We start from the raw sequence: 24,948 nt of genomic DNA, 5'->3' as shown, positions 1-24,948 counted from the left end.
TTTTTTGACCGGGCACTAAGCGTGACCTATATTCTCGTGGTTGCTAGCTGCATGCCAGTTCCAGCGGCCACCAGTGGTGCCCTTCCCCACCGCTGCCTCCCGCGCTCCGATGGATTCTTTAATGTTACGAGAACACACGGGCTGGCGACCCTCCCTCGCTCTACTGGCTTGCTTGATGGCTGGTCCATCGATTGCATTGGCGCAGCCGACGTCGAGTCCGGCTGCTGTCGATCCGATTTCGGCTCAATATGAAGCAGGCATCGCGTTGGAACGCGCAGGCAAATGGCCTGAAGCGATCCGGCACTACGAAGCGGCATGCCGACAGTATCCCGACCAACAAGCATTTAAAGATCGTTTGACGATCAGCCGGATGCACTTTGACGTGCGTCGGCGCTACCAAGACACCAGCTTCTTGCGTTCGGTCGACACGATGAGCTCGCCGCAGGTGTTGGACATGTACGACGAGATCCTCAAGAATCTCGAACGTAATTATGTCGACGCTCCGGCCTGGACCGAAGTCATGCGTCACGGGACCGCTTCACTGGAAGTCGCCTTGATCGAACCGTCGTTCGTTGAGCGGCATCTGGCGAATGTTCCCGCCGACAAGATCGAAGCCTTCCGCCAATCGGTCCGGTTTTACGTTCAAGATCGCCCTCAAGGGACCCGATTCGATTTGCGAGCGAACGCCTCGTTTGTCGCCGGCGTTGCCAAGCAGCATCTAGGCCTGTCGCCGACCGCCACCGTCTGGGAATACGTTTGCGGTGCCGTCGCCACGCTCGACACCTACTCGCGGTTCTTGACCGGCAACCAACTGGACGAAACCTTCGCGAACATCGAAGGCAACTTTGTCGGTTTGGGTGTGGAGTTGAAGGCTGAAAGCGATCGCTTGCGAATCGTCAGCGTGATCGGGGGCGGTCCGGCCGAACAAGCGGGCCTGAAAGCGGGCGACGCGATCGTGGCCGTCGAAGACAACTGGACCAACAAGGTCACCCCAGATTACGCCGCCGATTTGTTGCGTGGCAGCGAAGGCAGCTATGTCAATGTGGTCGTCGAAAGTTTGGGCCAACCCCAACGCTCCATGAAAGTCCAACGCCGTCGCGTGGAAGTTCCCAGTGTGGAGAATGTCCACATCCAAGACAGGACGGACGGCATCGGATACCTGCGTTTGACAAGCTTCCAAAAGACGACGCTTCGCGACATCGATCAAGCCTTGTGGCAACTGCATCGTGAAGGGATGCAGACGCTGATCTTGGATCTGCGTGGCAATCCGGGCGGACTGTTGACCGCCGGCGTCGACCTGGCCGATCGCTTCCTCAGCGATGGTCGGATCGTGCAAACGCGTGGCCGCAACAGCAACGAAAACTTCGATTACGTCGCCCACCGATCGGGCACCTGGAGTGTGCCGTTGGTGGTTTTGGTCGACGAAGATAGTGCGAGTGCCAGCGAGATCTTTGCGGCGGCGATCTTCGATCACGGCCGTGGCACGATCATCGGCAAGCGAACGTATGGCAAGGGAACCGTGCAGGGGATCTTCCGAATGAAGAGTGCTCACGCCGGACTGTGCCTGACCACCGCCAAGTTCTATTCGCCCAACGGTCGGCCGATCAGCGGAAGTGGCGTAACGCCTCACATCCCTGTCGAAGAACAAGCGGTGGCAATGCGTCCGGTGGTCAACCAAGCCGGCGCCCCACAGCAACCTGCCAAGACCGATATGGTTTTGGAAACCGCGGTTGAATTCGTCCGCGGCAACGCCCGCGTTAGCCTGCGACCTCAGCCGTAGCACCGGCCGTTGCAAGAGATCATGAACCCGAAGCGCGAGCGAAGCAGTCTCGCGACGCTTGCAAAAAGCTTCGCTCGCGCAGCGGGAATTCATGAGTCGGTGTTATCGAGATCACGGCGGGGATCCGCCGCAGCCCGCACGAATCATTCCACCTGATGCGGCAAGGGGTTTCCTTGCAGACCCGCCAGTAGATTGTCTGCCGCGATCGTTGCCATCGCATCGCGACTGGCGACGGTGCCACTGCCCACGTGCGGCAGGATCACGCAATTGCTGAGTCCGCGCAACGGGCTGTCCGCTGCCAACGGTTCCGGTTCGGTTACATCCAACCCCGCGGCGAAGATCGTTCCCGATTGCAGCGCCTGGTGCAACGCTTCCTGATCGATGATCCCTCCGCGAGCCGTGTTGACCAGCACGCTTGTCGGCTTCATTTGAGCGAACGCTGCGTCGCCGAACATCTTCTCGGTTTGAGGGTTCAGATCGGTGTGAACGGAGACGAAGTCGCTTTCGGTCAACAGCGTGGAAAGCTCAACACGCCGTGCGTTCATTTGGTCGTCGATTTCCGGCTTGTCGCTGCGCGATGTGTACAGCACCGACATGCCCCACCCAAAGTGCAGTCGCCGCGCGACCGCAGCCCCAATCCGCCCCATCCCGACGATCCCAATCGTTTTGCCCACGAGGTCTTGGCCGATGAAGCCCATCGGTTCCCAAGTGGCCCACTCCTGGTTGGTGACGTTGTCGATTCCTTCCCGCATCCGGCGTGCCGCGGCCAACAACAGGCCCACGGCGATGTCTGCCGTCGCTTCGGTCAGCACGCCGGGCGTGTTGCCAACGGCGATCCCGCGGCGCGTCGCTTCGGCGACATCGATGTTGTTGTATCCGACCGCAAAATTGCTGACGACTTTCAATTGCGGCCCGACGGCATCGAAGAATTCCGCGTCGATCCGGTCGCTTAAGAGCGTCAGCACTCCGTCGCATCCGGCGGCGCGTTGTTGCAATTGATCGCGCGATGGGGGCATGCGTTCGGGCCAGACGTCGCAATCGCAAACGCTGGAAATTCGATCGAGTCCCGCGGCGGGAATCTGACGGGTAATAAAGACTTTCATGGTGCGGGGGCCCTGGTCTGTCGTGGGGAGAGCGAAATCAGTCTGCCGACGCGGTTGGTCGCGTTATGACCCCGAAACGATGGCGCATCGAGGCACGATCTGGCTGGGAAAGCATACGAAATTTCGGTTTCCAGGGGCAGAAGGCTGCCGACGCCAGCCGGTGCAAGTAGAATTGGGGGTTTGGGGGGAATGTGTTGGCGGGAAAGTCGTGCTCGCGGAATTGCATATTTTGCCCAGCTGCTCTACCTTAGCAAATCTTGGCTTCGATCTCCCACAAGTAACTCCGAAGTACTCTCTTGATCACTCACCTTGGCTCAAGCGGAATTCGCCGCTTCCCCGCTGTCGTTCTCTTCGTGGCGTTTTTGCTGCAAGCCGCCTGTTGTCTCGGCCAGTTGTCCCGTGGGGATAGCGAATACTTTGCCGATCGGATCGATGGCGCCGCAGCGCAGCTGGATGTGGCCGCCGTTCCTTCGTTGGAGGACTTTGTCGTTCGCACGCAAACGGCGATCGCTACGGTCGAACAGGAACTGGGGAAAGGGAACGATCCGGCCAACGCCGCCGCTTGGCTTGGTTACTTGAAGCTTTCGGAATTGTCCGAAGCGTTGGCTGCGTCGGCTCAATGGAAGCAACCACCGACGTCGCGCGACGAAGCGAAGCGTCAGATGTTGGCGATGGCCCAATTGGACAAGGCCTTGGGGGATATGCGATTGCGATTGACGATCAATTATCCGGGATTGGAAAAGGCGCAGATTCCAGCCTTGCGAACCGCCGTGCGGAACTTGGACGCGATGTTGCGTCATCGCGATCCAGCGCGGTCGATCGAATATGTTCGGGTTCAGATGCGAGAGACAGCGAAGGCCTTGCGGGATGCCGACGAAACGACGGCGGCCGAAGCGTTCTACCAATTGGATGAACTGACACGGTTGTTGATCGAGACCGGCCAGGCACCTTTGTTGGTCGCGGACCTTCGCGGCCGATTCCGCCACGCGAATCTGCGCGTTGGCATCGGTGGTAGTCTGATTTCGCGGATCGCCACCCGACCTTTCAACGAACCGACAGCGATTAACGAATGCCTGCTGGGAACTTTTGTTCGTGGGCAGGCGACGCTTCGCGGCACGGTGACCACGACGTTGCTGCCGTCCGATGGCGTCGCGAAGATTCAATTGATTCTTAACGGCGATCTGACCAGCCAGAATCGTGGCTATCGAAAGCCGGTGACCGTCGATGCTTTGGGATACGGTCATGTCACGGCGACGAAGGTGTTGTACTTGGATGATGCGGGCATGCGTTCGGAGCCCGCCGTTGCCAGCGCTCGCTTGTCATCGAAAATCCAACGCGTCAATCACCCGCTGAAGATCGTCCGCAAGATCGCGATGAAGAAGGCACAGGAGCAGAAGGGAGCCGCAAACGCGGAAGGGAGCCGTCGCTTGGAGCGTCGCGTCGCGAAGAACTTTGATCGCCAAACCGACGAAAACGAACCGCTTGGCGATGGCAAATCGACTCCCGTCCGCGATCTGATGGCCGTCTTGGGACGCTTGGGTGTCGAGGAACCCTCGCGTCTCTGGAGCTCCGAAAGTCGCTATCTGTTGACGACGCTACGCCAACAAACCGATCAAGACCTCGCCGCCGCAGTCCCTCCGCCGTCGGTTGCCGGTTCGCATGATTTGTCGATCCAAATTCACGAATCGCTGATCAACAACGTGATGACACAAATCCTGGCGGGCCGCACGATGTCCGGAACGCAATTGCAGCAGCTGGGAAAATCATTGATGCCCGAGCTGGACTTTGACAATCCGGAGACCGTTGGAGACGATTCCGAAGAGTCCGAACCACCGGTCATCACCTTTTCCCGCACGCGGCCGATCATCTTTGAAGCCCGAGACGGTAAGGTTTGGATCGGGATGCGGGGGACACGATTTCAGCAAGGGGATCAATCGCTGAAAATGCCGATCCGCGTGCGGGCAGAGTATCTGCCAACGTTTGTGGTGGGACATGGGTATGTGTTACAACGACAGGGGGATGTCGAAATCGACTTTCCTGGCACCCAGAGGCTGTCGATTGGGCAGATCGCCACGCGCAAGAAGATGGAGCGTGTGTTTGATCGCTCGTTGCCAAAGCAATTGCTGGACAAACCGGTCCGGGTGCCCGTAAAACAATTGCCTGAAAGCGGAATCCGCGTTCAAGAGATCTCAGCTCAACAGGGGTGGTTGTCTCTCGGAATGCGATAGGAAAGCACGTTACGGAGGTTCAACATGGATGATACGCAACAGACACCACCGCGCTGGGTCGAGATCGAATTTGATTGCCTGCCGCTGCGGACGGTCCAGCGTGTCGACGTTCCCTTGGATGCGTCGCCGCGATTCGAAGCGTTTGTGTTGCGGGTCAAACAAGCGATTCAAGAGCATGGGGTGATGAACACCTACTATCTCCACAACGCCCGTTGCACGTTCCATTTCACGAACGATCCCAGCCATGGCATGGTGCAGTTCAAATTCGAAGGAACGGTGTTTACCAACGCGACCGACACCGCAACGATCAGCTGCCATTTAGATGTCCAGCCCGATGGGGAAACCTGCGACTGGTTGAACGAAGCGGTGATGCGTTGGTTGGCCGAATCGGTGCGGCACGCGCTGGTGGTCGAATTCGATCGTTACATTCAAGCCGGCGACCTCTCCAAAGCGGCGCAGCGGATCGAACAGATTCAGGCGGAAAGCGACGCCGCCGAAGGCTATTTAGGTATGTACCTATAGCCAGTGTTTTTTGTCCCCAAGGAGTTTCGTGTGATGAGAACGCTGTTGGTTTGTCTATTGGTATCTCTCGTATCAACGTCGTTGGTTGCTCAAGAGGTTGCCTCGGAGATTTCCGAGCGCGATCAGAAATTAGCGGCCTACTTGAGCGGTTCCAAGTTTATCGGCCAGTTTACCGTGATCGGGAAGGCCGACGACAAGATGCCCAAGGAAGAGTACACACTGAAAACCGTGGAGAAGATTCCTGGGGGCGATCTCTTCATGATCACCGCTCGAATCAAATATGGTGACAAAGACGTGGAGGTTCCATTGCCGATTCCGATCGTCTGGGCAGGGGAGACGCCGATGATCTCGTTGGATGATTTCACGATCCCGGGGATGGGAACGTTTTCGGCAAAGATCGTGATCAACAAAGGACGCTATGCCGGCACGTGGTCGCACGATCAGCATGGGGGTCACATGTTTGGCGTGATCGAAAAGTCCGAGGCTTCGGAAAATGAAGCCTCTCCGAAAACCACCCCCGACGCGACACCGCCGGCCAAGCCTTCATCATAATTTGAACTTCGCTACGCAGTCCGCATCGTGACCAAGGTGATCCCTCGTTGCGGTAGGACTTCCCGAACGTTCATCGCAGCGGCGACGCGAGCATGCGTCGTAAGTGTTGTGGCGATTGTCATAGGCCCCCTCGTTTTTTCTGCCAATCCACATTCGGTTTGGCTACACACTTTGGTATAGGCAACTACAATCCAAAAGGAATGGATGGATTGAGCTTCTTTTAGGTCGTATCGGAGGCCGACGATGGCAACGAATCACACGAACAAACAAGATTTTGTCGACGATGATTCGGCAGGTTACACACAGGATGAATCGGGCTTCAAGTTCTCCGAGGCACGGCATTTGATCCGCGATCTAGGACGCCCCAAGCCGATCATCTACTGGCTTGATTTTCTGCCCTGCATCCTGATCGCTCACGTGTTGTTCATGACGATGCGTTACATGCATGAGATCCTGCCCGAGGATCCGAGCCGCGCCTATTTGGTTCAAGCGATTCTGTTTCCGGTTTGTGTAATCCTGTACATGCGGTGTGCGATGTTCATTCACGAACTGGCGCACTTCGGTGATAAAATACCTTACTTCCGGCAGGTCTGGAATTCGCTTTGTGGCGTGCCATTTCTGATACCGTCATTTGTGTATCTGCCGCATATTGATCACCATCGACGCAAGAGTTACGGGACCGATGAGGATGGAGAGTATTTTCCGTTGGCGCATATGTCGCGGTGGTACATGGTCGCGTTTTTGCTTCACAATTTGATCGTGCCCATCATGGCCTATCTACGCTTTCTCGTGGCCAGTCCGATCTGTTGGGTCTATCCTCCGGCGCGGCGTTGGGTCCATCGACACGCTTCAACGATGGTCGTCGATCCGTTTTATGAACGACGTGACGGTTCGCCCGAACTGATGCGGTTGGTCGTTCGCCAAGAGGTCTGTTGTTTCCTGTGGCTGCTCTGGTTCACGTTTGGCGACTGGATCATGACCGGTCAATTGGTCAGCCCGCTGTGGTTGTGGGGCTATCTGATGGGCGTCGCTGTGTTGACGCTCAACGCGGTCCGCACGCTGGGGGCTCATCGCTGGGCAGGAGATGGTCGTGTGTTGAGCTTTGAAGAACAACTGCTCGACACGGTCAACTATCCCGATCGGCCTTGGGTCACCGAATTGTGGGGCCCGATCGGCACTCGGTATCACGCCTTGCATCATCTGTTCCCTACCTTGCCCTACCACGATGCCCCCGAAGCGCATCGCCGACTGATGGCAGGCTTGCCGGCCAGTTCGCCCTATCGGGAGACGGTTCGCACCAGTTTGTTGGGTGAAATCTATGTTTTGTGGCGTCGTGCAGACGAATCGGCCACCTCGCGCGAACCGATCGCCACCTGACGGATGGGGCAGCGATCGCGTACAATTGCTGGCGTCAGAGTGGTACTGGGGTGATCGAATCGCGTTGACGCAGCGGAAAGCCGTGGATTTTGTGGACTCGCAGCCGAGCGAGGGGCAATTGGCATGGATTGAATTGCCCGATGCTACTAATCTAATAACGCCATATTGCGCGTTAACATGTGATCTCGTCGTAGGCACGACCAACGGCGTGATGCGGATCTCTTGCCGGTTCTACTGAATATCTGTTCATGAAACCAACGTTCCTCGCCCGCCGCTCGATTTTTGGTATCAACAATGCCTTGCTGATCTTGCTGGTTGTCTGCTTCCTGGCGCCGATCGGAATCCGTGGCGCGCGGCAGAGCCTGCAGAGCAACAACAACAACGTCAAGGATTGGTTGCCGTCGGACTTCCCCGAGACGACCGAACTGGAATGGTTTGGTGAGTATTTCTCGGGTGAACGGTTCGTGATCGCGACCTGGCCCGGTTGCAATGAGAACGATCAGAAGTTGAAGCTGTTGACCGATAAGCTGCGCAGCGAAGCGGCCGGCGGCCAACCGCCCGAAGGCTTGCCCGATTGGGAACGTGCACGCAAGTTGGCGGAAGAGCTTCAACTGTTGGCCCCTCGCGACTTCCAGACCAACTGGGGTGGTCGCAATGAAAAGTGGCTCAACAGCCCCGATGGCACGCTTTACTACATCACTCCCGATGGGCGATTGTTCCGTTGGGCTGGCAAGGAAGGTCCGCTGCCCGCACTGATCCGTTCGGTACGCAAGTTCCTGCGCGGCGGCACGGTGGAAGGGCAATTCATCGCATCGTTTGGCGAAACGGCGGGGCAACCGAATTCAGAAAAACTGAACCCTTATTACAACGATCCGCATCTGTTGACCGCGGCTTTGTTCCGCACGATTCAAACGGGGCCCGAGATCGCCCAGCAATTGGCGCAAGAGAACGGCCCGTTGTGGCCTGTGGCGGCGATCAACAAGGACGACAAAAAAATCATCGCGCGTCGATTGGCCGAGAAGCGGTTGACCGGCACGTTGTTCGCTCCTGCGGTCCCGATCGATTTCGCTTGGACGCCCGAGGCGTTTGCCGAACAAGTTCCCGCTGCGGCGCTGCCTGAAGATTGGCAGCTGCAGTGCGCGGCGTCGATTAAACAAATTGTTGACGAGCGGTTTGATGGCGAGTTGGCGAAACTGAAACACGCCCCCACCGATGTCCGCGATCAATCCTGGTACGACATTTTCGATGCGATGGGCGTCGAGCCGCCACCGCGTCAAAGCTGTGTGTTGGTAACGCTGACGCCCACGGCGTTGGACAATCTACCGTACGTGGTCGGTCGTGGTTTGCTGGGTGGACCGAGGGGCCGGATGTTGCAGCTGGCCGAGGAGAGTGGTGTGAATGCGGCCGCTTCGCCATCGGCGGTTCCACCACCATTCAACTATGCCGAACGGCACGCTTCGTTGGTCGAACCCGCAATGCGGATGGGCGGTCCTCCCGTCGATAACGTGTCGATCGACGAAGAGGGACAGATCACGCTGATTCGGTTGATCGGCTACTGCGTCCTGATCGGATTAACGCTGTCGATGCTGGCCTTCCGCAGCTTCAAACTGACCTCGATGATTTTTGTCGTCGGTGTCTTGGCCGCGGTCAGCAGTTTGGCTTTTGTGCAAATTGCGGGTGAACAGATCGACGCGATCCTGATGAGTATGCCCTCTTTGGTCTACATCTTGGGCCTATCCGGCGCGATCCACATCATCAATTACTATCGCGAAGAGGCCGCGACGCGGGGTGTCGAAGGTGCGGCGGAACGGGCGGTGTCCCATGCATTTATGCCTTGCACGCTGGCTGCGATCACCACGGCGATTGGCCTGTTGAGTCTCAACACCAGCAACATTATCCCGATTAAGAAGTTTGGTTTGTATTCGGCGGTTGGAGTCGTGGCAACGTTGGTGTTGTTGTTTGCCTACCTGCCGGCCGCCCTGCACGTGTTCCGTCCCGAACCGCCTGCCGAAAAGAAAACGAAGCTTCCCAAGGGACGCCGCGACGACGAGCCCGATTGGCTGACCCGACAATGGATCTCCGTCGGCACGTGGGTCACCGGGCACTACCGCTTGGTCGGCTTCGCTTGCGCACTGTTGATGCTCACCACGGCGATGGGGCTTTCGAAAATCGAGACCTCGGTTCAGCTGTTGAAGCTGTTCGGCAGCGAATCGCGAATCATCCGCGACTACGGCTGGATCGAACGCCACTTCGGAAAACTGGTCCCGATGGAGTTGGTGATGCGTGTGCCACCGGGAATGCAACGGGAACTCAATTCGCCAACCCATCCCACCGAACCGACGGCTCTTTCCCAGCTGGAACGTTTGCAGGCGGTCGACCATATCCAACGCGCTGTCGAAAGTGCGTTCGGCGAACATGGCACGGGAGTCGTTGGCAATGCCATGTCGGCAGTGACGTTGATGCCCGAATTGCCCAAGCCGACCAATTCGCCGACCAACGCGACACGCTTGGCGTTCAACAGCGCTCTCGCTTCGGCCCAGACGCAATTGTTGGGCAGCGATTACGTCCAGCATGAACGCAGTGGACCGTGGGAGGAGAGTGAGCTGTGGCGGATCAGTCTCCGCGTCGGTGCACTCAGCGATGTGGATTACGGTGAGTTCGTCGGCAATCTACGCGATGCCGTGGAGCCGGTGCTGCAGGCGTATCGCTTCCGTGAGTCGATCCTCACGAGCTTGGCGGAAAAAGACAAAGGGATCGTGTTTGTTGTCGGAGCCGATCGCCCCAACGAAGAGTCGTGGGAGAATGTGCTGGCCCGTGATGACGTAGCCGCCTCGGCGGACGATTCCGCGCAGGTCAACCAACAACTGATCTTCGAAGCGACTTTGGATGATCTGTTGCACAACGAAAGCAAGATCCGGACCGTGATGTGGATCGCTCCGGAAAAGATCAAAGACAACCCGAACAAGTTGGAAGTCTGGGCGCGCAATTTCGCCAAAGCGGATTGTGTGGTCATTGCCGAGGACCAGTCGGATTTTGATGTGGAGTTCATCCGCGAACATGCGGCAGCCGTCGTCGATGCGCGCCCCATGCAATGGATTCCGACCGCAGCCTCCCTACGCGACGGATACCCCGATGTCGAAAACGCGGGTCCGTTGCAAGTGGTTTACACCGGGGTGGTGCCTTTGGTTTACAAGGCCCAACGGACGTTGTTGTTCAGTCTGGTCGAGAGCACTTTCCTGGCGTTTGTGTTGATCGGGATTGTGATGTCGGGGTTGTTGAATCCAGGGGCGATGTTCGGGAAATTGCGGCCGAGGAACGTGCTGTATGGGATTGGTGCCGGGATGGTATCGATGTTGCCGAATCTGTTTCCGGTGATTGTGATCTTTGGAATCCTGGGACACACCGGATCGATTGTCGATCTTGGCAAGATGATGACCGCCAGCGTGGCGATGGGCGTTGCGGTCGACGATACGATTCACTTTCTCGAATGGTTCCGACAGGGCTTGGCTCAGGGAATGACACGTCGGGAATCGGTGATCGAGGCCTACCGTCGCGTGGGGCCAGCGATGACCCAAACGACGATTTTGGGCGGATTGGGGTTGTTCGTCTTTGCCCTAAGTTCGTTTACGCCGACGCAAAGTTTTGGCGTGATGATGTTGCTGTTGTTGGTCTCTGCGTTGGTCGGGGACTTGATCTTCCTGCCCGCGATTCTGGTCAGCCCGTTGGGGAAAGTCTTCCGCCCTCGCGATGAAGATCTAATCGCCAACGCGACCGGTGACAGTCGCCATGGTCCGAATCCAAACGGTCCGAATCCAACCTTTGACGAAACGAACGACCTGCAGGGATCCGACGACTCGCCCGCCGCGGTGGGTGGTCGTAACGGAACCGGTCGAATCGATACGCCTCACGGTTCGGGGCGTCAGAGTGCCAGCGCGTCCAAGGCGCATGGCGACCCGGTTTCCTGATCACCTGGAAGCGGATCCGATATCGCCGATAACGCGCCTTTGCGTTGCTTCGGGCCGGCGCATGCCACAATTCCTATTCAGGAGGTGCGGCTGGATTCAAGGGCTCAAGCGGATCAAACGTTTTGCGTTGGAAGCCGCAGGCGTTCGACGATGAAGTAGAATGGGATCGCGGTGAGAGCGTGTCGAAGCGATTTCGCCGGAAGGTCTCCATCGGCAAGGTGCATCTATTTCATGAGTGTTCTGAATCGTCGCGTTTTCGTTCGACAACCGTTGCTGGCTGCGGCGGCGATGAGTTTGCCTGCCGTTTGCGGCGCCGGTGCTCCCGAGGTGAAGACGACCCAGGTTGCGGCGGACGGTTTTTTTACCGTGGATCGGCGGAATCATCGTTGGTGGATCGTGTCACCCGATGGACGCGCCAATTTCTCATTGGGGTTGAATCATATTGATCCCGCGGTGCTGCAGCGCAGCGAGCAAAGGCTGTGGCAAAAGCAATACGGCGGCGACGTGCATCGTTGGCTCTCCGAAAGCGTCCGTAAGAACCTGATCGATTGGGGGTTCAACTGCGTTGGCTTCAGTGCCGATGAGGTGGTGATTGACAAGGATCAACGACGCCACGGTCGAAGCCTTTCGTTTGCCGACCACCAATCGCTTGCGATGCCGTATGGTTACCTGTTGCCGTTTGCGTCGAACGATCCGCACAGCGGGCAAGCACCGCCAAGTGACTACCGTGGCGCAGACTTTGCTCGCTGGTGCGACCGCGTCGCGCAAACGCATTGTCTGCCGATGCGTGACGATCCGCTGTTGATCGGCTATTGGTCGGCGGAGCGACCCGATTGGAACCGTTCGCGATTCTCCAGTGCCACCGAATTGACCGAACAGGCCGCAGCCTACTACCAGACGATTCGGAAAGCGATCCGCCGTTACGATCCACATCATTTAATCTTGGGCGATCGCTACGATGCGGGGCGTCCGTTGTCGGCGTCGGTGGTTCGCGCTGCGTTGGACGATGTGGATGTTCTGAGTGTCGATTGCAGCGGAGACGCGGTCAACGTGCATCGGCAACTTTCGCGGATGGCGGAATTGTTTAACCGTCCGATTTTGGTCGCCGACCATGCACTGGACCGACAACCCAACGATGGGCTTTGGCCCCCGCGTGAAAACCGTTTTCACGATCCGGGTGGTTACGGACGCACGGTTCGGATGTTGACAGGAATCCCGCAGGTTGTGGGCTACCATCTGTGCGGCGGCTATCTGCCTAGCGAGGCATTGCGACGAGGGCTGTTGGACGCTCAAGAACGTCCCGACCGGCACGCGATCGAAGGAATCCGGCAGGCGAACCAGATGGTTCCCCAGTGGGTTGCCCGATCATCGGTCTCGGCAAGCGAACGGTAACGCCAGGGGGGCGAATCGCGATCGATTCCCCTTCGGTCACGGTCGCCGCAGCGCGTCAGACACAAACCAGATTCAAAACATCGTCGTCCAGTTTTTTCTTGTCGGGGCAGCCGTTGGATTTCCACCAACTTCGGGCCTGCTGACGGTCCCAGAGATCTCCGACGCTGCATTGGCGTAACGCGTCGCCCAATTCCTGGACGTTGTCGAAGCGATCGTTGCGATCCTTCTGCAGGCATCGCAAGATGATTTCTTCGAGGTCGGCGGGTACGTCGTCGGCGATTTCGGACGGGGGAATCGGTTTCTCGTTGGCTTGAGCTAGCAGGATCTTCATCGGGGTGCTGCCCTGGAACGGCGGTTGGCCGGTCAATAAATAATAGGCCACCGCACCGAGTGAATAGATATCGGAACGATGGTCCGGCGTGTCGCCAAGGGCCTGTTCGGGAGACAGATACAGTGGCGAACCGGTCACGGTTCCGTCGCGGGTGAGGTCCAGGTCGTCGTTTTGCGTCATCGGTTTGACCAAACCAAAGTCCAACAGTTTGGCAACGTCCGAAACGCCGCCGCGATGGGCGACGAAGATGTTCGCCGGTTTGACGTCGCGATGCACCAACGATTCCCCGTGGGCCTCGACCAACGCATCGCAAACCTGACTCAACAGATACGTCGTCCGCGACGCGGGCATGGGGCCGTGCATCTTGACCACTTGGTCCATCGTCAGTCCGGGAAGATACTCCATCACGTAATAGAAGGTTCCATCGGCGGCGTGTCCGTAGTCAAAAATTTCGACGGTATTCCAGTGGGTCAGCCGCGCGGTCAATTGCACTTCGCGTTCAAAACGATCGATCGCCAACTGATCGCCCGCTTTTTCGGGGCGGATCAGCTTGATCGCGCAGGGCCGTTTCAGCAGCATGTGCTCCGCCAAATAAACCTCTCCCATGCCTCCTGCACCTAACAGACGCTTCAATCGGTACTGTCCCAGTTGCCGGGCTTCGAAGGCTTGACGCCGCAAGCGGCCGATCGTGTAGACGCCCCAGGTCGCCGCAAGGGCCGCGATGCTCAAAATCAAAGCGACCTCCAATGTTCCAGGACGAATCTCAGGGTTGCCGGCTGTCAGGGCTTGGAAGAACGGGCAGGTTTGATAAACGTAAAACCACGTTCCAAAGCCCATCAACGCGAAGGTGCTGTTGACGATCGCTGCCCGCTGCCATGTGTTGGGAATCAGCAATGCATAGGTGAAGATCAGGATGATCCACATCGGTGAAATGGGGGCGATGAATCCGTGCCGTGCCCCGTGCAACAGGAACGAATACCCCAGCACCAAGAAATAGGCGGCGGTCGATCCAAACAGCAGCAGTTCCGTCAGCCGAACGTGCGCCTTGACTTTGGAGCAATGCATGCACAACCTCAGGCCGATCGTGCCGCAGATGGCCGTGACGATCGCATGCATCCCTAGCGCCACCCATTCCAGCGTCGTATCGATCGATGAAAGTTCAAAGAGTCGGCGGACCAGGAACGCGCCGAGCGCGACAAACATGATCAACGCCGCGGCGCGTAAACGATCGGCCAGAAGCGCTTCGGTTTCGGCGCTCAAACCCATCGCACTGCCGGTTACCAAATGCGGTGCCGCACGAACCGCAGGCTTGGGGTTCGCAACCAATTCGACAGGGCCATCGAGTGTTTGAGCGATATGGATCGATTCTGATACGGTAGCCATGCGGTAGGCTCATCGGGGTGGGCGGTGACGAATTGCATGTCCGATCGCGGCACGCCTGCCGAGGCAGGGGAGCTTTAAGTCGAATTATAGCGGTTCAGCCAACTTTTGAGCATTGGCTGCTGTCGACTCGCTTCAATTCGATAGGCAAACGGGGTGAGGTTGTTGGAAGAAAGGGGGGCGATTGCGTTCTCGGATTTGTTGTTCAAAGACGTAACTTCTGCCAAAAAGGTTCATTGCCAGCTAACTCCATTCGCGATAGCAATGACCGGTCTGGTGCAACGGGTTCATCCAGTCAGTGGGAGGTGATTTGCTTGACTCGGTCGCCGCTGTTTTCAATAGCGTTTTCTCGGGAGCCCCTAGAGTAAAATTGGGGCATCCAGATTATCATTGCCAGTCCCTGCGGACGGAAATCCGTTCGGACATTGCATTTGCTGTAACCTGTTGGCAGCGAGTGCGTTGCGAAATCATCGCCACGGCGCTAACGATATCCTCTCGGATCGTCGGCGGTTTCCGGCCTCAGCAGGCACGACAGCATGGCCCCGCGTTTGTTGAAAGCGCACCTCGAACCAGTCACTTGGTTGGTCGGGGACCCGCTGGGGCCTGCCTTTGCCCTTTCCACAAATCACCCCTGTTTCCGCACCAAGGACCAAATGCCAAAACCAACTTGGAAGTTCGATAATTTTTTTCGTTTTTCACGCTCGATTCGCAATGCAATCTCGCATCGGAACGCAATGCATGCTCCCGCCAAGCGAAGGAGGTCCCCGTTTGGGGGTACAACCGCCTTGCTTAGTCTCGTCGTGTTGGCGAGCCTGACGGCGGGCACCTCCGCAGTCGACCTGTATGTGGCATCGGATCGGCCCGCGGCGGGTAATGGAAGTCAAAGCAAGCCGTTTCAAAACGTCATACAGGCCCGCGATGCAATCCGGGCTGCGCGGAAATCGGGTCAGCTGAAGCCGGACCAAGCGGTCACCGTCCATATCGGCCCAGGGACGTATCGCGTCGAGACGTCGATGGAATTTAAGGCGGAGGATAGCGGCAGCGCCGAGGCGCCGATCGTCTACCGTGCTGCGAAGTCAGGAACCGCGACGATCAGTGGAGGCATTGCGCTTGCGCCGACCGATTTCTCTGCGGTCACCGATCCCGCAATCCGTGATCGTCTGGATGCGAGCGTTCGCGATCAAGTGCGCGTGGCAGATCTAACGGCGATGTTTCCCAAGGGGATTCCGGCGTGGAACAAATCATTTCGCGGGTCGCCTGCGGGCCCGTGGTTGTATGTTGATGCAGAACCGATGACGTTGGCGCGGTGGCCGAACTTGGATGCCGAGAACGAAGGCTGGGCGGAATTTTCCAAAGCCGTCGATTCCGGGTTGGCTAAGCCCGATGCGAGTGATCCGGAACTTCGAAAGGCACATCCCGGATCGTTCGAATTCGACGACCCTCGCCCGGCCCGATGGAACTTGGATGAAGGGGTTTGGTTGTTGGGATTTTGGACGCACGATTGGTCGGATGAAGTGATCCGCATCGGCGACTACGACGCGGCCAAGAAGGTGATTCAGTTGGCGGCGCCGCACAACTACGGAATCATGGCGGGAACTTGGGGCGGGGCGAAGCGTCGTTTCTTCGCGTTCAACGTTCTGGAGGAATTGGACGCGCCAGGCGAATGGTATCTCGATCGCCCGAATCGTCGACTTTATTACCTTCCTCAGGAAACCGCTCAGCCGGAATCGATCGTACTGGCGACGCTGAACCAACCGTTGGTTCGCTGTGACAACGTCGAACACATTCAATTCGCGGGGCTGCGGTTTGAATACGGTCTTGCCGACGGTCTCACGTTGAAGAATACAAAGCACGTGGAATTGGCGGGCTGTACGATCGCGAACATGTCCCGTGGCGGGCTTTCGGTCAACGGGATCGAAAACACGATCCGGTCTTGCGATCTGTACAACTTGGGAACCGTAGGGATGTCGGTGCGTGGTGGCGATCGCAAATCGTTGACGCCAGGGAATAATCGCTTGGTCAACAACCACATTCACGATTACGGCAAATTCCAACGCAGCTACGCCGCGGGAATCAACGTGCAAGGGTGTGGCCAGATTGTCGAGAACAATTTGATTCACGATGCGCCCCATAACGCGATCTTGTACGGTGGCAATGAACATCGCTTTGAACGCAATGAAATCTATCGCGTGGTCATGGAGACCGGCGATTCGGGAGCGTTTTATACGGGGCGCGATTGGACCAGCCAGGGCAACGTCTTGCGCCACAATTACATCCACGATTTGGGCGGCGGCGATGCGAAGCATGTCAACACGATGGGGGTCTATCTGGATGATTGCGATTCGGGGGACACGATCGAAGGCAATGTTTTTGTGCGGGCTGGCCGGGCGATCATGATCGGCGGCGGACGCGACAACCGCGTCCTCAATAACGTGGTGATCGATTGCCCGATCGGATTGCACTTTGATGCTCGGGGGATGACTTGGAAGCAATGGAACAATCCCAAGTATGCGGGTTGGAATCTGGAACAACGCGCCGAAGCGATGGACTACAAAAATCCTCCGTGGAGCGAACGCTACCCCGATCTGGCAAAGATCATGGACGATTCACCTCAAGAGCCGCTCAATAACGTGATCCAACGCAACGTCTTCGTCGACTGTGCCAAGCAAGTCGGTAGCTTAAGCAAAGAAGTGATGCAGTTGCTGGACAAGGTGGACATCGCCGACAACGTGGCGGTCAACAGCACCGGTGCCGAGAAAGGTATCGCCACGACCAAAGAGCTGAAGGGGTTCACGAACATCACCGGGACGACCGAGCAGCCTGCGACCGTCGCGATCGCCAGTTCTGGCGGCAGCGGCATGGCGTTGCAGGTTGACGCTCGTGTGGCCAAGAGCGTTCCCTCATTTGAAGTGATTCCGTTTGACAAAATCGGACTCTTTCAAGACAACTATCGCAAGACATTGCCCGTCCAGAATCAATCCAATTCGAATGAACTATAAGAGGAACGACATGAGTTTTACTCCCATGAAATCTAGCATTGGCCCGTTCGTCGCGCTGACGATCGGTCTGTCCAGCTTGCTGCCGGCGACACCAAGTGTGGCTGCGGACGCGCCCGAATACGCAGCCGTCACCGCCGAACTGGTACGCCCACGCGGTGGCTTGGGCAACGTGTTCCAGAAGTTGCGCGACGGCAAGCCCGTCAAAATCGGATACCTCGGCGGATCGATCACCGCAGCTGCCGGCTGGCGCGTGAAAACGCGTGAGTGGTTTGCCAACCAGTTCCCCGACGCGCAGGTCGAAGAGATTCATGCAGCGATCGGCGGCACCGGGAGCGATCTGGGCGTCTTCCGGGTGGGCCGCGATGCGTTGCAACACAAGCCCGATCTGTTGTTCGTTGAGTTCGCCGTCAACGATGGGGGGGCCGCGCCGCAGCAGATTTGGAAAGCGATGGAAGGGATTGTCCGGCAAACGTGGGCGGCTGACCCACGTACGGACATCTGCTTCGTGTACACATTCCGCGTCAACTACGAAGGGGATCTGGAAAAAGGGCTCTGCCCGCGAGCGGCGTCGGCGATGGAGATGTTGGCCGATCATTACGACATACCATCGATCAATTTCGCGCTGAAAGTCGTCGAAATGCAGCAGGCGGGCAAGCTGATTTACAAGTCGGATCAACCGACCGAAGCGGGAATCGTGCGATTTTCATCCGACGGTGTCCATCCGTTGGACGAAGGTCATAAAATTTATGCCGAGGTCGTCGCTGCCGCGGTCGAGCAAATGCTCGAGACTTCGACTCCCATCGATCACCGATCGAAGCTGAAGACGCCGTTTGTCGCCGACCATTGGCAAGCTGCGAAAATGGTTCCCGTGACCGCGGCGATGCTGTCGCCCGAATGGAAAGAATTGCCCGCGGACGATACGCTGGCAAAACGGTTTGGCAATCGCATGGGCTCGCTTTTTGAAGCCACCGAACCGGGCAGTCAATTGAGTTTTAAGTTCCGTGGGTCGACCGCCAAACTCTACGATCTCGTGGGGCCCGATGGCGGTCAGGTGATCATCACCGTCGACGGGGAAACGAAGTCGAAGGCAGTGCCACGCTTCGATAGTTACTGCACCTACCATCGGATCGCGACGCTGACGGTTGCCAGTGGATTGGATCCCAATGAAGTCCACACCGTCACGGTTGAGGTGGATTCGGAACAGCCCGATCGTCAGAGCGTCGCGTTCCGTCTGAAGGATCCTGAGACGGAACTCAAGCAGCCGAAGTATCAAGGAACCAACCTTCGCGTTGGCCAGATCTTGGTGTTGGGCGACGTGATTCCTTAACGACGCGATCGTTGCGATTGTCTAAGCGAAGCTCGCGCCACGACCCATTGATTTCCTCGATTGGGAAAACAGAACGGGCATGTGGCGCGAGCTTTTTGTTTGCGCAGCGGCCACGGCGTTGCCGGCGCCTCGTCGTCGCCGGCGTTGCTTGTCCGCATCCGATGGGACCGATAGGATTCAATCGCCTGTCCGATTCCGAGTCGTCCGCGTGTCGGCGTCGATTCCACGGGCGCGACCGATCACGACATCCGCCCCCTTCAATTCACCGGAACCATGCAACCTCGCAAACGCAATCCCGTGCTCTTTTCGGCTGAATCGACGGCGCTTGCCGACGATTCGGAATTCCGGTTTCAACAAGATGTCCTAGCCGGGTTGGCGAAAACGCCAAAACATTTGCCGTGCAAATACTTCTACGATGAACGTGGGTCGAAACTGTTCGACGAGATCTGCGAACTGGACAGCTATTATCCGACGCGGACCGAAACGCAAATCATGATCGACAACGCCGACGCGATCGGGCGACGGATCGGTGCCGGGGCGGTGTTGGTGGAGTATGGCAGCGGCAGCAGCACCAAGACGCGGAAATTGTTGGATCATTTGCCCGATCCCACCGCTTATATTCCCGTCGACATCTCGGAAGGTCATCTGCTGATGACGGCGGACCGGCTGCGTTTAGACTACCCCGATCTCGACATCCACCCGATCGTTGCGGATTTCACGCAGGGCTTTGACCTTCCCGAGGTGTACCGCGATGCGCCGCTGACGGTCTATTTCCCCGGCTCGACGATCGGTAATCTCGAATCGTCCGATGCGGTCGATCTGTTGGGGCGCATCGCGGGACAATGCAATGCTCAAGGTGGGCTGTTGATCGGTGTCGATCTGGACAAGGACGAACAAGTGTTGTTGGACGCTTATGACGACAACCAAGGCGTGACCGCTGAATTTAATCGGAATCTGTTGCATCGGATCAATCGCGAATTGAACGCCAACTTTGCGGTGGAGCGATTCAAGCACGTGGCCATCTACAATCGTGGCGAATCGCGGATGGAGCTTTATTTGGAGAGCTGCGTCGAACAGGTCGTGGTTGTTGGCGATTCGCAGTTTGCGTTTCGTCAGGGGGAAAGAATCCTCACCGAGTATTCTCATAAATACAACGTGACGCGGTTCGCCGAGCTTGCGTTGCAGGCCGGGTTGGGCGTCGACGAAGTGTGGACCGACGCGAACGGCTATTTTGCCGTCATGCATTTCAGCGCGCTGTGATCGGCGGCCGCGTCCACGGGGAACGGCGGGGCAAGCGGTTCCTTCGCCTGTGGCGATGTCGCACTTCGATGGTTCACGCCGCCAATTCTTTTCGTCTGGCGAGTGTCTAAGCAACCAAGTGTGGATGTTCCGCACGATTCGGTGGGATCGTGGATGCAATCGGCGGATCTGACCGGGGCTGCTTCCCTCCATGCACACGGCGTCATTTCGATTGGTCTATAATGGTGCAGATTGTTGTTTGAACATCCTCCAGTTCGGGCGGATAGCAAGCTTAGGGAACTTGCAGGCCCATTGATCAGCGGTTTTCTCGGTTCGATCGCGAAAAAATGAAATGTTTTGACTCATTGGCGCGTGGCTTGCTGTTGTTGAATCGAGACATTTCGTCGACCCGGTGCCCGGTTTGTAGGCGTCGGGCGTCGAAGCAAACGAATGAAAACCAGACCGGCCGTCGTTTGGATTCCATCGATGAGAAGGCGATTGGATTCTTGTGCGGCGCAGAAATTTTGGGCGGAACTTAGCGATGACTGCAATCATTCACCCCGGACACGAAATTCAACTTTCAACCACGCATCAGGACGACATGAGTCTGCTCTCCAAAGAGAATCACCTTAAAATTACGCTCATTAGCCTGCATGGCTTGATCCGCGTCAAAGATCCCGAATTGGGATGTGATGCCGACACCGGCGGGCAAGTCAAATACGTTTTGGAAATGGCGCGGGAATTGGCCGCGCAACCCTATGTTCGCGAAGTGGAACTGCTGACGCGTCAGGTTCTGGACGCCAAAGTCGACCCCTGCTACGGCCAATTGGAAGAGCAGATCGCTGAGAATGCAAAACTGATTCGAATCCCTTTCGGCCCCAAACGTTATCTGAAAAAAGAGGGGCTGTGGCCGTATCTGGAGTTGTTTGTCGATCAGACGTTGGTCCATTTCCGACGCCACGGATTGCCCGATATCATCCACGGTCATTATGCCGACGCGGGCATGGCGGGGGCGCAGTTGGCGCGTTTGCTGCACGTGCCCTATGTCTTTACGGGACATTCTTTGGGACGCGTGAAACGGGAGCGATTGTCGCTGGGAAAAACCAGCGAGGAGACGCTCGAACGCCGCTACAAATTTGGGCTTCGCACCGAAGCCGAAGAGATGGCGTTGGAGACCGCATCGATGGTTGTCACCAGCACCAGCCAGGAGGTTGAGCAGCAGTATGCGATGTATCACCATTACGTCCCCGAACGGATGGAGGTGATTCCGCCGGGGGTCGACTTGGATCAATTTTCGCCGCCGACCGAGGATTGGCAACCGCCGAAGATCGCCGACCAATTGGGCCGCTTTTTACGTGATCCCGACAAGCCGATGATCTTGACGATGGCGCGACCGGATGAACGCAAGAACCTTGAAAAATTGGTCGAGGTGTACGGCCGCAGCGAAGAATTGCAGCAGACCGCAAATCTTGTGATGCTGATGGGAACGCGCGACGATCTCAACGAATTGCCCCGTGGGCAACGTCAGGTGATCGACAATGTGCTGCATCTTATCGATTACTACGATCTGTACGGTAAAGTGGCCTATCCCAAATCGCATGGTCCGGGGGATGTTCCCGACCTGTACCGCCTGGCCACGGTGGGCAAAGGGGTGTTCATCAACCCGGCGTTGACCGAGCCGTTCGGATTGACGCTGCTGGAAGCGGGCGCGACTGGTTTGCCGATCGTGGCGACCAACGATGGCGGCCCGCGCGACATCATCGCGAATTGCGAGAATGGTCTGTTGGTCGATCCGATGGATGGAGACGCGATCGAGAAGGCGTTGTTGCGCGTGTTAACCGAACCCGAACAATGGCACACTTGGTCTCAGGCGGGAATCGATGGGACGCGGAAGCATTATTCGTGGAGCAATCACGCCCGGCGCTACTTGCGAGATCTGAACGATATCTTGGAGCATTCGGCGAAACCCGCGCTGGTGGATCGTCCGCGTGCCCGTCGGATTCCCGAGTTCGATCGGCTGTTGATCACCGACCTCGACAATTCGTTGACCGGCGACGACGAATCGCTGCACGAATTGGTCGATCTGATTCAGCAGCATGAGAATATTGGATTTGGTATCGCCACCGGTCGCCATTTGGACAGCGCGATGGCGCTGATCGAAGAACTGGGGCTGCCGCGTCCGGATTTGATCGATACCGATGTCGGCACGCAATTGCACTATGGGCCCAAACTGACTCCCGATCGAACGTGGCAAAAACAGATCGGTTACGCTTGGCAACCCGAAGAAATCCAGAAGGTGTTGGACGGTCAACCTGGGTTCTATCGGCAGACGGCCGATCACCAATCGGAATACAAAATCAGTTATGAGATCGATCCTGAGACCTCGCCTTCGGTGACGGAGATCAAAAAGACTCTTCGCGAAGCGGGGCTACGTGCTAAAGTTGTGCTGTCATTGGGAATGTATTTGGACGTCATTCCCGTCCGCGGCGGCAGCGACCTTTCGATGCGACATTTGTTGTGGAAGTGGGGGTTTTCTCCCGAAAATGTGTTGGTTGCCGGCGATTCGGGTAACGACGCGGGGATGCTGTTGGGGCGAACGCTGGGGGTTGTCGTGGGGAACCACGGTCCCGAACTGGAGCGTTTGCGGAACCGTCCGCGAATTTATTTCGCCAAGGGAGAGCACGCCCGTGGAATCCTTGAAGGCATCGAGTACTACAACTTCCTAGAGAACATCGTCATTCCGAATGATCGTATCGAATCCTAACGGAGCCAGTCCACGCGGTGGAGAGTCTGTCGCATCGACGTACCAATTCGAAGCGGATTTGTCGCTGAAGCGTTTGCGTGGTGTGTTGGATGCTACGTGGCAACGGTTGGAGGTCGAGCCGGATGTCGTGCATGATTTCGAAGTCCGACTGACGCAGCATTGGCGTCCGTTGTTTCGGTTGTTAATGCAGCTGTACGGTACGCGCTACGATTTCTTCTTCCACCTGCAACAGATCCTTGTAACCGCCGCCGAAGCGTGGGCGGTGCGGTCGCCCGTGCTGCGCGCTCAAGATCATCATCGGATCAATGAACCCGATTGGTTCTCGTCGCAGAAGGTGGTTGGAGGGGCGCTTTATGTCGATCTGTTCAGTGAAAATCTTGGCAAGTTGCGACAATCGATCGGCTACTTTAAATCGCTCGGATTGACGTACCTGCATCTGATGCCGTTGTTCGCCGTGCGGCCAGGGGATAACGATGGCGGTTACGCGATCAGTAATTATCGCAGCGTCGATCCGCGGTTGGGGACGGTTGAAGATCTGCGTTTGTTGGCGGATGAACTGCGGGCTGCCGGGATCGTGTTGGTGCTCGATTTTGTCTTCAACCACACGTCTGAAGATCACCAATGGGCGCTGCAGGCGCAGGCCGGTGACGAGGAATTTCAACGCTACTACCACATCTATCCCGACCGCGTGATTCCCGATCAGTATGAGCGGACGTTGCGGGAGATTTTCCCAACCGTTCGCCGCGGAAACTTCACGTGGCATGATGGGATGCAGCAATGGGTTTGGACAACGTTCAACAACTTCCAATGGGATCTGAACTACAGCAATCCCGCCGTTTTTCGGGCGATGTTGGAAGAGTTGTTCTTCATTGCCAATACCGGCGTCGACATGCTGCGGTTGGATGCGGTGGCGTTCATCTGGAAACAGATGGGGACCGGGTGCGAGAACCTGCCCGAAGCGCACATGTTGATCCAGGCGTTCAATCGGTTGTGCAGTATTGCCACGCCGGGCCTCTTGTTTAAGTCCGAAGCGATCGTCCATCCCGACGACGTGGTCAAATACATCGGGGAACGGGAGTGTCAGGTCTCGTATAACCCGACCTTGATGGCGCTGTTGTGGGAATCGCTGGCCACCCGTAGCGTTCGCTTGTTGTCGCAATCGCTGAGTCATCGGCATAAATTGCCGCCACGGACCGCGTGGGTCAATTACCTGCGATGCCACGACGACATCGGATGGACTTTTGACGATGCGGACGCCGCCGCCGTGGGGATCAACGGATTCGATCATCGGAATTTTTTGAATCGCTTTTACACGGGGCAATTTGAAGGTTCGTTTGCCCGCGGTGTTCCGTTTCAGGAAAACCTGCAAACCGGCGACATGCGGATCTCCGGGACGATGGCGTCGTTGGCGGGGTTGGAGCAGGCGATCGAAGAGGATTCCGAGGAGTTGAAAGAGCTGGCGATCCGGCGGGTGCTATTGCTGCAGGGGATCACCTTAAGCATCGGCGGGATCCCGTTGCTGTACCTTGGTGAAGAGTGGGGGATGTTGAACGATTATGATTTCGTCAAGGATCCCGCCAAGGCGGGGGATACCCGTTGGATCCATCGCCCCAAGATGCAGTGGCAATATCTGGACGAATTGGACGATCACATCGCGTCGGGAAACGGGTCGATTCGGTCGCGGATCTTTCTGTCGTTGCAGCGTTTGATCGCGCTGCGGCGATCGCTGCCCGCGCTGGCGGGTCAACAAATGCAGCTTGTCGATTTGGGGAACCCACACGTGCTCTGTTTTGTGCGGATGAACGAAGCGCACCGGCTGATCGTGATCGCCAACTTCAGTGAATACCCGCAAGTCATCGCCGGCAACCTACTGCGGACCGCGGGCTTGGGGCGATTTTTCGAGGACGTGATTTCGGGCGACACGGTTTCGACCAGCGCGTCGCATGAACTGGAGTCGTATCAAATCATGTGGATGCAGCGGGTCTAGGC

General features: G+C 57.2%; 14 protein-coding genes. 12 read left to right on the top strand and 2 right to left on the bottom strand.

The genetic code is table 11. The features are described from left to right. The first annotated feature begins 121 nt into the window (after positions 1–121). Positions 122–1,780: a S41 family peptidase gene (locus Poly24_RS17340; protein ID WP_197451988.1), complete on the top strand. Its 1,659-nt coding sequence runs from the start codon at positions 122–124 to the stop codon at positions 1,778–1,780. 143 nt (positions 1,781–1,923) lie between these two features. On the opposite strand, the gene Poly24_RS17335 is transcribed toward Poly24_RS17340, so the two are convergent. Continuing rightward, on the bottom strand, positions 1,924–2,883 hold the full coding sequence (locus tag Poly24_RS17335) for a 2-hydroxyacid dehydrogenase (RefSeq protein ID WP_145098167.1): 960 nt from the start codon (positions 2,881–2,883) through the stop codon (positions 1,924–1,926). A gap of 296 nt (positions 2,884–3,179) precedes the next feature. Between Poly24_RS17335 and Poly24_RS17330 the strand changes: the two genes are divergently transcribed. From Poly24_RS17330 to Poly24_RS17305, 6 genes are all read left to right on the top strand, one after another. Beyond that, positions 3,180–5,111, top strand: a complete 1,932-nt coding sequence (locus Poly24_RS17330; RefSeq protein ID WP_145098164.1) for a hypothetical protein — start codon at positions 3,180–3,182, stop codon at positions 5,109–5,111. A 24-nt stretch (positions 5,112–5,135) separates the two neighbouring features. Beyond that, positions 5,136–5,633 carry a hypothetical protein gene (locus Poly24_RS17325; protein ID WP_145098161.1) on the top strand — a complete coding sequence of 166 codons (498 nt, stop codon included), beginning with the start codon at positions 5,136–5,138 and terminating at the stop codon, positions 5,631–5,633. A 33-nt stretch (positions 5,634–5,666) separates the two neighbouring features. Next, entirely contained in the window at positions 5,667–6,185 is a 519-nt protein-coding gene (locus Poly24_RS17320; protein WP_197451987.1) for a hypothetical protein, read from the top strand. Positions 6,186–6,428: 243 nt separating this feature from the next. Beyond that, positions 6,429–7,562 (top strand): fatty acid desaturase family protein, encoded by a 1,134-nt coding sequence (locus Poly24_RS17315; RefSeq protein ID WP_145098158.1) that lies wholly within the window; start codon positions 6,429–6,431, stop codon positions 7,560–7,562. 248 nt (positions 7,563–7,810) lie between these two features. Then, positions 7,811–11,527 carry an efflux RND transporter permease subunit gene (locus Poly24_RS17310; protein WP_145098155.1) on the top strand — a complete coding sequence of 1,239 codons (3,717 nt, stop codon included), beginning with the start codon at positions 7,811–7,813 and terminating at the stop codon, positions 11,525–11,527. Between the two features lie 231 nt (positions 11,528–11,758). After that, positions 11,759–12,919, top strand: coding sequence for a hypothetical protein (locus Poly24_RS17305; RefSeq protein WP_145098152.1), 1,161 nt, complete (start codon positions 11,759–11,761; stop codon positions 12,917–12,919). A gap of 55 nt (positions 12,920–12,974) precedes the next feature. On the opposite strand, the gene Poly24_RS17300 is transcribed toward Poly24_RS17305, so the two are convergent. Continuing rightward, positions 12,975–14,633, bottom strand: a complete 1,659-nt coding sequence (locus tag Poly24_RS17300) for a serine/threonine protein kinase (protein WP_145098148.1) — start codon at positions 14,631–14,633, stop codon at positions 12,975–12,977. Between the two features lie 782 nt (positions 14,634–15,415). Here Poly24_RS17300 and Poly24_RS17295 point away from each other — a divergent pair. The 5 genes from Poly24_RS17295 to Poly24_RS17275 all read left to right on the top strand — a co-directional run bounded on the left by Poly24_RS17295 (position 15,416) and on the right by Poly24_RS17275 (position 24,946). After that, positions 15,416–17,629 carry a right-handed parallel beta-helix repeat-containing protein gene (locus Poly24_RS17295; RefSeq protein ID WP_197451986.1) on the top strand — a complete coding sequence of 738 codons (2,214 nt, stop codon included), beginning with the start codon at positions 15,416–15,418 and terminating at the stop codon, positions 17,627–17,629. Positions 17,630–17,639: 10 nt separating this feature from the next. Beyond that, positions 17,640–18,956, top strand: a complete 1,317-nt coding sequence (locus Poly24_RS17290) for an SGNH/GDSL hydrolase family protein (RefSeq protein ID WP_231753200.1) — start codon at positions 17,640–17,642, stop codon at positions 18,954–18,956. Between the two features lie 273 nt (positions 18,957–19,229). Then, positions 19,230–20,216: an L-histidine N(alpha)-methyltransferase gene (egtD, locus tag Poly24_RS17285; RefSeq protein WP_145098142.1), complete on the top strand. Its 987-nt coding sequence runs from the start codon at positions 19,230–19,232 to the stop codon at positions 20,214–20,216. A gap of 520 nt (positions 20,217–20,736) precedes the next feature. Continuing rightward, positions 20,737–22,959 carry an HAD-IIB family hydrolase gene (locus tag Poly24_RS17280; protein ID WP_231753199.1) on the top strand — a complete coding sequence of 741 codons (2,223 nt, stop codon included), beginning with the start codon at positions 20,737–20,739 and terminating at the stop codon, positions 22,957–22,959. Further along, a complete protein-coding gene (locus Poly24_RS17275) occupies positions 22,940–24,946 on the top strand; it encodes an alpha-amylase family glycosyl hydrolase (protein ID WP_145098139.1) in 2,007 nt (668 codons plus the stop codon). The genes Poly24_RS17280 and Poly24_RS17275 overlap by 20 nt, the downstream gene beginning before the upstream one ends. Positions 24,947–24,948 lie beyond the last annotated feature (2 nt).

This window comes from Rosistilla carotiformis (assembly GCF_007753095.1).
Classification (GTDB): Bacteria; Planctomycetota; Planctomycetia; order Pirellulales; family Pirellulaceae; genus Rosistilla; species Rosistilla carotiformis.
Note: the sequence above shows the minus strand (reverse complement) of the source record. Positions and strands in the feature narration are given on the sequence as shown.